Below are 13,180 nucleotides of genomic sequence, written 5' to 3'. Positions count from 1 at the left end.
TTGGCTCTCCTGCGTTTACAGCAGCAAAATTGTTAAATAGCCCGGTAATTCTAGAAATCAATACAAAATCTCGCAGTATTATCAATACTAATTGGCTATGATGGCCTCATGAATACCGCATTGGAATCTTGTATCTACATTCGATAGTAATTCTATGCAACTAGTAAAACGTCTCTCTCCAGCATCAGATCATATTAAAGACTAAAGTGATGACTCACACTAATTTTTTGTGAAGCATTCATTTATTTAACCCCTCTCTCACCCTACCCTGGTAAAGCTTGGGCTGCGTGGGGTTGTCGTTACTCTTAATTCATAGTAAATTCATACTTATAACCGATGACAAATCAGACCAAAAACTGGTGCAATAGGTGCAATAGGTGCAATAGGTACAATAAATAATAATTGGTGTTGCCTATATTGGAGTAATGAAAGATCGCGTTTTAATTCTGGGTGGAAGAGGGCGGATTGGTAGCCATGTTGCTCTAGATATAGCTACCCACACCCCAGCACAAATTACCATTACTGGGCGTTCACCGGAAACACCCAGTAATCCTAGCTTGTCTTTAGGTGAAAATGTGCAGTTTTTAGTGTTAGACTTGGCAGAAGTTGAGAAATTGAGAGCGGCGATCGCTAACTCTAATTTAGTTATCCATTGTGCAGGACCGTTTCACTACCGAGATGCTGATGTTCTGCAAATTTGTATTGAAGAAGGGGTAAACTATATAGATGTCAGTGACCACCGTTCCTATACTAGCAAAGCCCTAAATTATCATCAGCAAGCGGTTGCTGCGGGTGTAACTGCAATTATTAATACCGGTATTTTCCCTGGTATCTCTAATAGCATGGTACGTCAATGTGCCGAGCAATTTGATCAACCAGAAGAAATACATTTAAGTTACTTAGTATCTGGTTCTGGTGGTGCGGGAATCACAGTCATGCGTACCACTTTTTTAGGGTTGCAATATCCTTTTCAAGCGTGGATAGATGGAAAATGGCAAATAATCCAGCCTTACAGTCAAAGAGAAGTAGTTGATTTTCCCCCTCCCTATAGACTCCATGGCGTTTACTGGTTTGATATGCCAGAAACCTTTACAATACCCCAAGCATTCCCATCAGTTAAAACCGTAGTTACCAAATTTGGCTCGATTCCCGACTTTTATAACCACCTCACCTGGACAGCAGCCCATATATTACCCAAGTGGTTAATACAACGTCGTTACATGATTGAATTTTTAGCCCGTGTGAGTCATTTAATGACAGATTTCACCAATAATTTTAGTGGAATTGGGGTAGCAGTGCGTTCAGAAGTCACAGGTCAAAAAAATGGTCAAACCGCTGTTTACCGTTCTACCGTAGTACATGAAAATACCGCCGTAGCTTCTGGCTGTGGTGCTGGTAGCATTGCAGAATTATTATTAACAGGGAACCTGAAAAAACCAGGGGTTTCACCTGTAGAAGCAGCACTACCAACAGATTTATTTATGCATGCTATGGAAAAACGAGGAATTCAGATCAATTCCCACTGGTGTTAAAAAAAGGTTCTCACTGCTGCTGGTATAATTAATCATGATTCCACCAAATAACCCACCATATTTGTTGGTGCCATCATGGCCGCAATAATTTAAGGTTTACTTAATAAACTATTTATATTATAGTGTTATGGCCTTTGTCAGGCTAATCAAGTACACGCCAAGTTCTGTTTTGTTCTGTGTGTTCAATGGCTAAAAAACAAAAATTTCCTCACCTAGTTGGTTCTAAGTGGACAGCACAGAAGAAAATAGATGGCTGGCGACACTTCCAGGTCGTTAACCGGAAAAATCAGAGTAAGTGGGTATATGCGGAAATGGTCGCAGCTTGTGACCCCAATGTGCGCTTTTGGTTAAACGCAAAATTGTTACAAGATAACTCTCAGTGGAAAGCTGGCTGGCAATCTTTACAAGAAATTGAAGCACTAGAGACCTAAATATCAGCTAAAACCTAAAATTAATAATTTATTACAAACCAGTCACCAAGGGATGAAAACCATAGTTGAGATATTCTGACCAATGTCTTGCATTTGTCAATATAGCCCCTTAAGTGTCCCACAGCTAATTATCTCTATTCCCGGTTGACACCCAGCTTCTCTGACTGGGATCAGTCTGACTGAAGTTAGTTGAAAGCCATAAAAACTATATACAAAAGTACATATAGCGGTTTTTGTCTTTTGTAACTCTTTTATAAAAAGTGGATCACAAAAATCAATTTACAAGGTTTTAAACTCAATAAACAGATTTAAAAGCGAAATAGACCTCAAATACTCTTTTATAATCCTAAAAGCATCTTATAGATAGCTTTTTCATATTTGCAACCCCTTTCTTTTCTCTGGAATATTGTTAATAATCAAAATCACATAGCTCACACATCGGCAGGCTAGCTAAGGGTAAAACCTTGATCTAGGAGTTTGATAAGAAATTATTAGAGGTAAATAACAGTGAAACTAGCAGTTTACGGAAAAGGTGGTATTGGTAAATCTACAACTAGCTGTAATATATCCGTGGCCCTTGCCAAACGCGGTAAGAGAGTTCTGCAAATCGGTTGTGACCCCAAACACGACAGCACCTTTACCCTCACAGGGTTTTTAATTCCCACAATTATTGATACTCTCCAAGAAAAGGATTACCACTACGAAGATGTTTGGCCAGAAGATGTAATTTATAAAGGCTATGGTGGTGTAGATTGCGTAGAAGCTGGGGGACCTCCTGCTGGTGCTGGATGTGGCGGCTATGTAGTAGGTGAAACCGTAAAATTACTGAAAGAACTCAACGCTTTTGATGAGTACGATGTAATTCTGTTTGATGTTCTGGGTGACGTTGTATGTGGTGGTTTTGCAGCACCACTCAACTATGCAGATTATTGCATGATTGTGACTGACAATGGCTTTGATGCCCTGTTCGCTGCCAATCGCATTGCAGCATCAGTGAGGGAAAAAGCCCGCACTCATCCCCTGCGTTTAGCGGGTTTAATTGGTAATCGCACTTCCAAGCGGGACTTAATCGAGAAATATATAGAAGCAGTGCCTATGCCAGTGTTAGAAGTGTTACCTTTAATTGAAGATATTCGTGTTTCTCGTGTTAAGGGTAAAACTTTATTTGAAATGGCAGAAAATGACCCTTCTCTGAGCTATGTTTGCGATTACTACCTGAATATCGCTGATCAAATTTTGGCACGTCCAGAGGGTGTTGTGCCGAAAGATGCTCAAGACCGGGAATTGTTCTCTCTGTTGTCTGATTTTTACCTAAATCCAGCCAAACCACAGGTGACGAATTTGGAAGAAGAACTAGACTTGATGATTGTATAACATCATCAAGTTCCAGGATGAGGAAAAATATGGCTTTCTTTAACAGCTTTACAGATGAAATCAGACAAAAGTGGTTGGAATTTTTTGAGATCAACCGAGAGTGGATTGTTTTACATATGAAAGCCGACTCGGTTCCAACTCCAGATGGGGGAAAGCGACCGAGTTCATACCTCATCTTGGGTGTTATCAATGCTCTAGAACCCCAATTAGCACAGCTGATGATGCCTTTTTCCAAACTGAATCCTGACCCTGATACTCTGATTGATGTGCTGGAGTTGGATTTTGACCCCGATATGGCTCTGGGTTATCGCCCCAATTCAACAGAACAGATGCGGGGTGTGAATCAACAGCGCAAAGAAGATTTTCATCGCCATGGCTTGGGGGGCGCATCTAAGAAAGGACAAAATAAACTCGATGGTAGATTAAACTCATCACTGACCATGGAAGCTGATGATTTTGGCGGGGTTTCCTTTGGATCAACACCCGGATCTCCAGAAATACTGGATGATTCCCAAGGCAAGGACATATTATCAGATGTCTGGGGTGAGGAAACTGAATTAGAAAAAAGTGGGGAAGACCTCTCAGAGGATGTTTTTGATGAATCAGAGTTGGCGCGTCTGTTCCCCAAACCTTAATTATTACCTTTTTTTGGATATCGGCAGCGATAATGACTTGATTACACCACAGGGGTATTGAGGGGGAAGGATTATCCCCCCCCTGATATCTGCTCTATATTCAACTGCTATTAAATACTCAGGGGAGAAACATACAAATGACTATCGCTCAACAACCAGACACTTTAAAATTTGAGTGTGAAACTGGCAATTACCACACCTTCTGTCCCATTAGTTGTGTGGCTTGGTTATACCAGAAAATTGAAGATAGCTTCTTTCTGGTGATTGGTACTAAGACTTGTGGGTATTTCTTGCAAAATGCCATGGGGGTGATGATTTTTGCTGAACCTCGTTACGCCATGGCAGAATTAGAAGAGGGGGATATTTCCGCACAACTCAATGATTATGAAGAGTTAAAGCGGTTGTGTTTGCAAATTAAGCGCGATCGCAATCCCAGTGTAATTGTTTGGATTGGTACTTGCACTACAGAAATCATTAAAACAGATTTAGAAGGTTTAGCACCCAAGTTAGAATCAGAAATTGGTATTCCTATTGTCGTCGCCCGTGCTAATGGTCTAGATTATGCCTTTACCCAAGGGGAAGATACCGTATTAGCATCTATGGCTAATCGTTGTCCCACTCAAGCACCAGCAGCAGCAACTGATAAAAATGAAGGTAATGCCATTCAAAAGCTGCTCAACTTTGGTAAAAAGAAAGAAGAAGTCGCTCAAGAAGAATCTGAGTATGTAGATCATCCTCCCCTGGTGCTGTTCGGTTCCCTACCTGATCCTGTGGTCACCCAGTTAACCTTGGAACTCAAGAAACAAGGGATAAAAGTTTCTGGTTGGTTACCTGCAAAGCGGTTTACTGAATTACCCGTGATTGAAGAAGGGTATTATGTGGCTGGTGTCAACCCCTTCCTCAGTCGCACCGCCACCACCTTAATGCGTCGCCGCAAGTGTAAACTCATTGGCGCACCCTTCCCCATTGGCCCTGATGGTACTCGCGCTTGGATTGAGAAAATCTGCTCTGTATTTGGTATTACTCCCAAGGGTTTAGATGAGCGGGAAGCGCAGATTTGGGAAAGTTTGGCAGATTATGTGAAAATAATTCGGGGTAAATCTGTCTTCTTTATGGGTGATAACTTACTAGAAATCTCCCAAGCTCGATTTTTAGTACGTTGTGGAATGACCGTACATGAAATCGGTATCCCCTATATGGATAAGCGGTATCAAGCTGCTGAGTTGGCGCTGTTAGAAAAAACCTGTCACGAAATGGGAGTACCTCTGCCCAAGATTATCGAGAAACCAGATAATTACAATCAGGTGCAGCGTATTTATGAATTAAAACCAGATTTGGTAATTACCGGTATGGCTCACGCTAATCCTTTAGAAGCCCGCGGTATTAATACTAAGTGGTCCGTAGAGTTCACCTTTGCGCAAATTCACGGTTTTACCAACGCCCGTGACCTTCTGGAGTTGGTGACCCGTCCCCTGCGCCGCAATAATAATCTTAAAGATTTGGGTTGGGATAAGTTAGTCAAGGAAGAAGCAAAAATTTAAGTGTTTGGCTGAGTTATAGCAGATCATATTGGGGGCGAACTTTGTTCGCCTTTTTTCCTTTGGGTATGCTCTCACCGGTGCGCCTGGCTGTAAGGCTATAATTTATCATTAGCTACGGCCCTGGTTAATGCTAGTAGATGCATAGGTTTTACCTTTTATGGTTGGGGGATCTTGATCAAGGAGGATGGTCAACCCAACTGGTCAAACAAATCAGCTAAGACCACATTAGAAAATAAAAACCCTTGGGGATCAGATAAGGCTATCTTCCCTCCCACAACTTTCACCCAACCTTGATCTAAATAAGGTTGTAAACATTTGTAAATTTTCTTAACTTGATCTTCCCCAAACTTCTGGGCTAACATAGCCACACTCACACCCTCAGCTAACCGCAAACCTAACATTAAAGTTTCTAATAATACTTCCTCTGGGGGTGTAACTTGGCAATCAATTACACCTCCAGAATCTAACCATCGGTAATATTCCTTAGTCTTGCGGGGACGGGTAAACCGCTTTCCATCTAAATAACTAGCCGCACCCATACCAAAACCATAATAAGGGCGGTTTTCCCAATATACCCGATTATGCTGACATTGATGACCAGGGCGGGCATAATTAGAAATTTCGTAATGTTCAAACCCTGCATCAGTCAAAACTTTTTGCCCCATTTGGTACATTTGGACTGTGGTTTCATCTGTGGGTAATGGTTGGTCGCCGGGTTGGTAGTAACGACCAAAAGCCGTACCAGGTTCTATGGTCAGGTCATATATAGATATGTGAGTAGGTATGCTTGCTATTGCTTGTTCTAAGGAATCCTGCCATTGTTCTAAAGACTGATGTGGCAAACCAGAGATCAGGTCTAAACTAAATTCGGGAATTTCGACTTGGTGAATTAATTCCACAGATGTAAAAATATCTACAACAGAATGCGATCGCCCCGCAATCTGTAATAACTCAGCTTGAAACCCTTGTACACCCAAACTCACCCGATTAACACCCACTGTGCTATAGCCAGACAGATGTGGTAAATCAAAGGTACCAGGGTCTACTTCCATGGAAATTTCAGCACCCGGAGCAATTCCCAAATGTTTTTCTAGGGTTACTAAGATCCGTTCTAACTGCTTTGTTGATAATAAAGAAGGAGTACCACCACCAAAGAAAATTGTCTTTAGAGGTTGACCAGTGGGAGCCATGGCAATTTCTCGACACAGAGCCTCCACATACTGGGATATCGTACCAGATGTTTCTCCCCGCAGGCGATCGCCCACCACAGACACAGGAAAATCACAATAAAAGCAGCGCCGTCTGCAAAAGGGAACGTGTACATAGGCTGAACTGGCCACATCAGGAACATTAAAGTTTTGATTCATTGTCAGTAATAATTAATCAACCCCAGTGAGTATGACAAATAGTGAAAATAAATAGTTTTTCTAACAGTTTTTTATCGTTTTACAACAAAACTATGAAAAATATTCCGAGAAAACAGTTTAGTTATAATATTTGCAGATATTACCTGCTTAAAACCCTAATGTAAGTCAATATTGATTGATCACTCCTACTGAGCAAAAATACTTGAGTTTATTGGGTAACACAATCGCGGGAAAACAAGACAACTATGCTTGATGCCATTATTATTCTCTCATTCATCCTAGCAGCAGCGGGAATCGGGTTCTACAGTATTGAATTTCTCCCCGACGGTTCCCTAGATGGGGTCACCAACCTAGACGCTTTACGCCTGGTTTTTGCAGTATTTGCCGCCATTCTGGGCGGTGCTGTGGGTCTACGTTTCCAAACATCATATCGGCGCTTAGAGGTACAAGTGCGAGAAATGCCGGTAGAAACCATCTTAACTCGTGCCATTGGTTTAGTCATCGGGCTATTGCTAGCCAACCTCATGCTCGCCCCATTATTTTTACTCCCCATTCCCCAAGATTTTGGCTTTATTAAGCCATTAGTAGCCGTTGTTGGCAGTATATTACTAGCTGTAACCGGGATGAACTTAGCTGATACCCATGGCCGGGGGTTATTGCGGTTCATTAATCCCAACACTGTAGAGACAATGCTAGTAGAGGGAACCCTTAAACCTGCTAATACCAAAGTTTTAGACACCAGTTGTATTATTGATGGTCGCATTGAGGCTCTACTAGACACGGGATTCCTCGAAGGACAAATTTTAATCCCACAATTTGTGTTACAAGAGTTGCAACAAGTAGCCGATGCGAGTAAAGACCAAAAGCGCGTCCGGGGAAGACGGGGATTAGACATTCTCAACCGCATGAAGAAAGATTACCCAGACAGGATATTAATTAACCCTGTGGACTACGACGATATTGCCACAGTCGATGCTAAATTAGTCAAGTTTGCCCAGGAAATTAACGGTACACTCCTCACCAATGATTACAACCTATCCAAAGTAGCCAGCGTGCAGAAAGTACCTGTTCTCAACGTCAATGACTTAGTGAATGCCGTGCGTTCTACTTATTTGCCTGGTGATAATCTTGACCTAAAGATTCTCAAAGAAGGCAAAGAACCCACTCAAGGGGTGGGCTACCTGGATGATGGTACAATGGTGGTAGTGGAAGAGGGGAGAAGTTATGTCGGTGGTGAGGTGCGGGTGGTAGTTACCAGTGCTTTGCAAACCTCCGCCGGACGCATGATTTTTGCTAAACCCCAGGCTTCCGCTTTGGCATGAAATGTCAAGGTAAATTAAGGTTAATTATCTCATCGGTGTAGTCAATCTGCACCGATTTTGTTTATTAAAATACAGCAATTATAATTAGTTATAAGTAGAGGATGGGTTAGAATGCCCACCCCCCCAATTGTTTTACCATTTATCTCCTGTGGATTTACTCCAAGGAATTATATAGGAGAAAGTAATTTATAGTACAACCAAATTAACTTTATGGGCGAGGAGTATCTTGCAATACGGTTTTAGAGACAATTCTGGTTTTCTTGCGATCGCTCTGGGACAATTCCCCTCCGGATTGCAGTTGGGTAGCAGAAGTTTGTAACACCGTCGCCGCCCCTTGATCACCCATTTGTAGAGCGGTTTTGGCTGCAGTTTGCAACATAGTAGCAGCACCGGCGCGATCGCCCTGTTGTAATTTCGCCTCAGCTATCTGGGTTTGTCGGTACTTAGCCAACGCCAAAATAGACTGATGCACGTGTGCATCAGTTTTTGGTTGATACATCCCCGTTACCTGGATATAAACCGGGACTAAAGGAGTCAATAAACCCATCTGATTTTGAGCCGGGTCATCATAGCGGACTTGGAGATTAGCGATCGCCTGTTGACCTTGTGGTAATTGTCCCAGGTAGATATTAGCCAAAATTACCCTTTGTGCATCCTTCATTAAATCTCCCAAGCGCACAGCCAAGCGCCCATCTGCTTCTTGTAGCACTGGTAACTCAATAGTTTCTGGCGCAACTTGGGCTATAGGTTTAAGTTCTGCTAGGCGAGTATCACCCATCAGGGAGATCAGCAAATAAGCATTAGTCAATCCCACCTTTTGCACACGGTTAAACAGACGGTTAAACTCATCTGCGGCTTCTTCGGGTCGTTGAATGTGGGACAAACTACCTAAGCCAGCATCAGCGATTTTTTCTAAAATATCTTGATTCCATTTGTCACCAAATCCCAAGGTGTTTAAAGTTAAATTATAGCTAGTAGCTAATTGAGCCAATTTTAAACAGCGTTGATTATCACCGTGTTCATTTTCCCCATCAGTTAACAAAAAGGCTTGAGAAACAGTTTCTTTCTTTCCCTTAGCTAACTCCTGAATCCCCAAACGCAAACCTTCATCAATAGCCGTACCACCACCAGCAGATAAACTCTGAATCTGGTTTTTAATCTCCTGTGGGTCAGTAATCATTTGATTAGGGACCAACACAGTCCCACGGTGATCAAAAGCCACAACACTCAGGCGATCGCCCCCTTTAAGTTTATCCACCAGATTAATAGCCGCCTGCTTGACAGTTTCTAAAGGTCGGCCATTCATAGACCCACTATGGTCGAGAATTAAGCATAAATTCAGTGGTAGATCACGGTCTGCAACTTCAGCCAGAGCCGAAACCGATATAGACAACTGACGTTGACTAGTCGGTTGATATGCGTCCAAACTACCATCATTCAAGATTGGCTGTAAATTGACCTTCATAACCCAAAATTTTTAGTTAGGATATCTATACAAATAACTTCAAAACGCCACATTGGCACTACGGAAAAATCAAGGAGTGGGCAACACAAGCAGGGTCAATTACCAATTAGCGAGAAATCCACACTTGAAGTCAGCTAACATCGCGTTAGGATGTATTACAGTTAACGGCTTAGTTTCAGGCGATCAGTTGCTATGGACAATTCCCCCATCAAGGCTGTGCAAGCCCCTTATTACGGTGATAACTTTTACCGGACACCCCCGCCAGATTTACCTTCCTTATTAATGAAGGAAAGAATTGTCTATCTGGGAATGCCATTAGTGCCTGCAGTAACAGAATTGATTGTTGCCGAATTGCTGTATTTGCAGTCAGACGACCCAGAGAAGCCGATAAAAATCTATATCAACTCTACAGGAACCTCTGGTTACAGTGGCGAACCCATTGGCTTTGAAACCGAAGCCTTCGCCATCTATGACACCATGAAATACATCAAGCCTCCCATCCACACCATTTGTATTGGTTCGGCCATGGGTATGGCAGCAATGTTACTCAGCGCTGGTACAAAAGGCTGTCGCGCCAGTTTGCCCCACTCGTCCATTATCCTACACCAACCTAAGAGCTATGCCCAAGGTCAAGCAACGGATATTCAAATTCGGGCAAAAGAAGTTTTGGTCAACAAAGCGGCAATGGTAGATATTCTGTCCCACACCACCGGACAGACACCAGCAAAAATTACCAAAGACATGGATAGGCTATTCTACATGACTCCCTATGAAGCTAAGGAGTATGGTTTAATTGATCGAGTTTTTGAAAAAGAGGAACTCGCCAATCCCCCATTACCTGCCAGTGTGCTTTAAGTAACACAGGTAGTGATTTACCTTAGTAAATCACTCATAACCAATGATTAATTACAAGCGGAGTAACGAATATGCCTATAGGCGTTCCTAAAGTTCCTTACCGGATGCCCGGAGGACAATATACAGACTGGATTAGCATCTACGATCGCCTTTACCGGGAACGGATTATTTTCCTGGGGCGAGATGTAGATGATGAAATTGCTAACCAAATTATTGCCGTCATGCTATATCTGGATTCAGACGATCCAGGTAAAGATATTTATTTATACATAAATTCTCCTGGTGGTATGGTGACCTCGGGTATGGCGATTTTCGACACCATGCAACACATTAAATCAGATGTGGTAACAATTTGTGTAGGTCTAGCAGCTTCTATGGGATCATTCCTACTCGCTGCTGGAACCAAGGGTAAGCGTATGGCATTACCCCATTCTCGGATTATGATTCACCAGCCATCCGGTGGAACCCGCGGCCAAGCCAGTGATATCGAAATTGAAGCTAGAGAAATTCTGCGGATTCGTAGCCAGCTGAATAACATCTATGCTCAAAATACCGGTCAGCCTTTAGCTAAAATTGAAAAAGACATGGATCGGGACTTTTTCATGTCTGCTACTGAAGCTAAAGAATATGGCTTAATTGACCGTGTGATTGAAGAGCGTCCCTAAGCTAAAATTTCATACTCTCCCGATAGCGGACATTAGCGCCGGAACACAAATTAAGTAACACAGTAATCTAGTTTTTGTCCTCACCCGACCTTTGACTTGTCTGATAGTCTCCCTTTCCCTACCAAGGAAAGGAATTGCGGGTGAGGCTCTCTTTTTTTCATCCTCCATGAGATAGAACAGTTGATTGTTCATGTCGCCCCGTTAGTCAGAGGTGATCCAAACTATAGCTTTGTATGATCGGTTTAGAAACACTAGAAAAACTCGATCACCCTGATTAGTCACCATCACCGGTCAGAGCAGCACATCAGGGGACAAAATTTTGTTTGATGCGCGAAGTACAGGAAAAATAGGCGTTAATACATAACACCTCATTTCTGAGGCAAATATCAGGAGAGTAATACCATGGTATTTAAAAATCGCACCATAGCAGGTCAAATGTTGGCCCGAGAATTAGCAGAGTATGCTAACACCACAAATGTGATCGTGTTAGCTCTACCTAGGGGGGGTGTACCAGTAGGTTTTGAAGTTGCTCAAGGTTTAAATGCACCCTTAGATGTCCTGGTAGTGCGTAAATTGGGTGTACCTGAACAAGAAGAACTAGCAATGGGGGCGATCGCATCTGGTGGAGTGCGGATTATTAATGAACATATTATTAATTTAATGAATATCTCTGAAGAAACAATTGCTAGAGTTGCAGCCCAAGAAGAACGAGAATTAGAACGTCGAGAACTGCTGTATCGAGGCGATCGCCCTGACCCTGAGTTAGAAGGACATATAGTCATCTTAGTCGATGATGGTTTGGCCACAGGTGCGACTATGTGGGCTGCGGTAGCATCCGTGCGGCGACACCACCCCGCCACAATGGTCATTGCTGTACCTGTGGGTGCTGCAGCCACCTGTCAAGAGTTACAAACTGCGGTCAACCAAGTCGTTTGTCTGGCTACACCTGAACCTTTTTATAGTGTTGGTCTATGGTATGAACACTTTCCCCAAACTACAGATGAGCAAGTCCGGGATCTGCTGCGCCAAGCTGAAACTAGCTATCAACCATTATCTATTCGTACCTAGGGTTACCCCAATTGTTTTTAATTACCTACTACAAGAATGACAAAAATATGAAAGTACCACCAGAAATTACCTATCGCAATGTTGAGAAAACAAGTGCAATTGATGGCCTAATTCAGGAAAAAATCGCCAAATTAGAAACTGTTTGCGATCATATTAGTAGCTGCCATATTGCCATTGAAAAAATCCATGATCGCCCCCGCAGTGGTTCACCATATCGGGTTCGCATTGATATTACTGTACCCCCCGGTCATGAACTTGTGGCAGAAAGAAATCCGGGAGAGGGTATTCAATATGAGCCTTTAGATGCAGTCATCCGCGATACTTTTAACGCAGCTCGTCAGCAACTAGTTAAACTCAACCAACTACAATATGAGCGTAATGGCCAGGGTGGTAAAGTCCGGGCCTATAATCAAGAACAATTCCAGGAAGGAACGGGACTAGTTACCAAACTCTTTAAAGATAGGGGCTATGGTTTCTTAAGAACTTTAGAAGGTCGGGAAATTTATTTTCACCGCAATAGTGTTTTACATCATGAATTTGAACGTTTAGAAATTGGTACCGCGGTGCATTTTGCCGAAGAAATGGGCGAAGAAGGCCCCCAAGCCAGCACGGTGAAGATTTTTGATAAGCCCGGCGTTGCAGTCGGTAAGTCAGACCAGACCATGATTGAACCGCCATTAGGTTGGAGGGAATAAGGGTGTCACAAGTTAATCAACTCCAACAAACTGCATCTCAACTGCTGGCGGCGATGTTGTCTAACCCTCATATTTACCCCCAGGTTAGTGATGAGGGCGGTAATGGTCTTATGGAGGAGCAATTAATTATTGTCGCCACTGAGATGGCTAAAACTTTACATCAACATATAGAAAATTGTCATGGTACTACCCAACTAAACCAAAAAAACTAAATTATTCATGTGTTAATA

Annotated in this window: 13 protein-coding genes; 11 read left to right on the top strand and 2 right to left on the bottom strand. The window is 42.6% G+C overall.

All coding sequences use genetic code 11. The annotated features are described in order from the left end of the window. Positions 1-425 precede the first annotated feature (425 nt). The 5 genes from IM676_RS14315 (at position 426) to IM676_RS14295 (ending at position 5,513) form a co-directional block, all read left to right on the top strand. On the top strand, positions 426-1,532 hold the full coding sequence (locus tag IM676_RS14315; RefSeq protein WP_200987515.1) for a saccharopine dehydrogenase family protein: 1,107 nt from the start codon (positions 426-428) through the stop codon (positions 1,530-1,532). Positions 1,533-1,717: 185 nt separating this feature from the next. Beyond that, positions 1,718-1,963: a TIGR02450 family Trp-rich protein gene (locus tag IM676_RS14310; protein ID WP_200987514.1), complete on the top strand. Its 246-nt coding sequence runs from the start codon at positions 1,718-1,720 to the stop codon at positions 1,961-1,963. Between the two features lie 507 nt (positions 1,964-2,470). Further along, positions 2,471-3,337: a ferredoxin:protochlorophyllide reductase (ATP-dependent) iron-sulfur ATP-binding protein gene (gene bchL / locus IM676_RS14305; RefSeq protein ID WP_200987513.1), complete on the top strand. Its 867-nt coding sequence runs from the start codon at positions 2,471-2,473 to the stop codon at positions 3,335-3,337. Positions 3,338-3,366: 29 nt separating this feature from the next. Then, the gene (locus IM676_RS14300) at positions 3,367-3,972 is read left to right on the top strand and encodes a DUF5331 domain-containing protein (protein ID WP_200987512.1); all 606 of its coding nucleotides are present in this window, start codon (positions 3,367-3,369) and stop codon (positions 3,970-3,972) included. Between the two features lie 137 nt (positions 3,973-4,109). After that, positions 4,110-5,513, top strand: a complete 1,404-nt coding sequence (locus IM676_RS14295) for a ferredoxin:protochlorophyllide reductase (ATP-dependent) subunit N (protein WP_200987511.1) — start codon at positions 4,110-4,112, stop codon at positions 5,511-5,513. A 188-nt stretch (positions 5,514-5,701) separates the two neighbouring features. Here IM676_RS14295 and hemW read toward each other — a convergent pair whose 3' ends face one another. Further along, entirely contained in the window at positions 5,702-6,880 is a 1,179-nt protein-coding gene (gene hemW, locus IM676_RS14290) for a radical SAM family heme chaperone HemW (protein WP_200987510.1), read from the bottom strand. Positions 6,881-7,125: 245 nt separating this feature from the next. On the opposite strand from hemW, the gene IM676_RS14285 reads away from it, so the two are divergent. Further along, positions 7,126-8,202 carry a PIN/TRAM domain-containing protein gene (locus IM676_RS14285; RefSeq protein ID WP_200987509.1) on the top strand — a complete coding sequence of 359 codons (1,077 nt, stop codon included), beginning with the start codon at positions 7,126-7,128 and terminating at the stop codon, positions 8,200-8,202. Positions 8,203-8,410: 208 nt separating this feature from the next. Here IM676_RS14285 and IM676_RS14280 read toward each other — a convergent pair whose 3' ends face one another. Then, positions 8,411-9,667, bottom strand: coding sequence for a vWA domain-containing protein (locus tag IM676_RS14280; RefSeq protein WP_200987508.1), 1,257 nt, complete (start codon positions 9,665-9,667; stop codon positions 8,411-8,413). Between the two features lie 192 nt (positions 9,668-9,859). Between IM676_RS14280 and IM676_RS14275 the strand changes: the two genes are divergently transcribed. The 5 genes from IM676_RS14275 to IM676_RS14255 all read left to right on the top strand — a co-directional run bounded on the left by IM676_RS14275 (position 9,860) and on the right by IM676_RS14255 (position 13,162). Continuing rightward, on the top strand, positions 9,860-10,522 hold the full coding sequence (locus IM676_RS14275) for an ATP-dependent Clp protease proteolytic subunit (protein WP_200987507.1): 663 nt from the start codon (positions 9,860-9,862) through the stop codon (positions 10,520-10,522). Positions 10,523-10,593: 71 nt separating this feature from the next. Next, complete coding sequence (locus tag IM676_RS14270) at positions 10,594-11,187, top strand: ATP-dependent Clp protease proteolytic subunit (protein WP_200987506.1); 594 nt, start codon at positions 10,594-10,596, stop codon at positions 11,185-11,187. A gap of 402 nt (positions 11,188-11,589) precedes the next feature. Further along, on the top strand, positions 11,590-12,255 hold the full coding sequence (locus IM676_RS14265; protein ID WP_200987505.1) for a phosphoribosyltransferase: 666 nt from the start codon (positions 11,590-11,592) through the stop codon (positions 12,253-12,255). Positions 12,256-12,302: 47 nt separating this feature from the next. Next, the gene (locus tag IM676_RS14260) at positions 12,303-12,950 is read left to right on the top strand and encodes an HPF/RaiA family ribosome-associated protein (RefSeq protein WP_200987504.1); all 648 of its coding nucleotides are present in this window, start codon (positions 12,303-12,305) and stop codon (positions 12,948-12,950) included. Positions 12,951-12,952: 2 nt separating this feature from the next. Beyond that, the gene (locus tag IM676_RS14255; protein WP_200990298.1) at positions 12,953-13,162 is read left to right on the top strand and encodes a hypothetical protein; all 210 of its coding nucleotides are present in this window, start codon (positions 12,953-12,955) and stop codon (positions 13,160-13,162) included. The last annotated feature ends 18 nt before the right edge of the window (positions 13,163-13,180 follow it).

This window comes from Anabaenopsis elenkinii CCIBt3563 (assembly GCF_015245355.1).
Lineage (GTDB): Bacteria > Cyanobacteriota > Cyanobacteriia > Cyanobacteriales > Nostocaceae > Anabaenopsis > Anabaenopsis elenkinii.
Note: the sequence above shows the minus strand (reverse complement) of the source record. Positions and strands in the feature narration are given on the sequence as shown.

Coding starts and splice junctions, on each gene's coding strand:
- IM676_RS14280 (WP_200987508.1), bottom strand. CDS start 9,667: ATGAAGGTCAATTTACAGCCAATCTTGAATGATGGTAGTTTGGACGCA.
- IM676_RS14310 (WP_200987514.1), top strand. CDS start 1,718: ATGGCTAAAAAACAAAAATTTCCTCACCTAGTTGGTTCTAAGTGGACA.
- IM676_RS14285 (WP_200987509.1), top strand. CDS start 7,126: ATGCTTGATGCCATTATTATTCTCTCATTCATCCTAGCAGCAGCGGGA.
- IM676_RS14300 (WP_200987512.1), top strand. CDS start 3,367: ATGGCTTTCTTTAACAGCTTTACAGATGAAATCAGACAAAAGTGGTTG.
- IM676_RS14260 (WP_200987504.1), top strand. CDS start 12,303: ATGAAAGTACCACCAGAAATTACCTATCGCAATGTTGAGAAAACAAGT.
- IM676_RS14275 (WP_200987507.1), top strand. CDS start 9,860: ATGGACAATTCCCCCATCAAGGCTGTGCAAGCCCCTTATTACGGTGAT.
- IM676_RS14265 (WP_200987505.1), top strand. CDS start 11,590: ATGGTATTTAAAAATCGCACCATAGCAGGTCAAATGTTGGCCCGAGAA.
- IM676_RS14295 (WP_200987511.1), top strand. CDS start 4,110: ATGACTATCGCTCAACAACCAGACACTTTAAAATTTGAGTGTGAAACT.
- hemW (WP_200987510.1), bottom strand. CDS start 6,880: ATGAATCAAAACTTTAATGTTCCTGATGTGGCCAGTTCAGCCTATGTA.
- IM676_RS14315 (WP_200987515.1), top strand. CDS start 426: ATGAAAGATCGCGTTTTAATTCTGGGTGGAAGAGGGCGGATTGGTAGC.
- IM676_RS14270 (WP_200987506.1), top strand. CDS start 10,594: ATGCCTATAGGCGTTCCTAAAGTTCCTTACCGGATGCCCGGAGGACAA.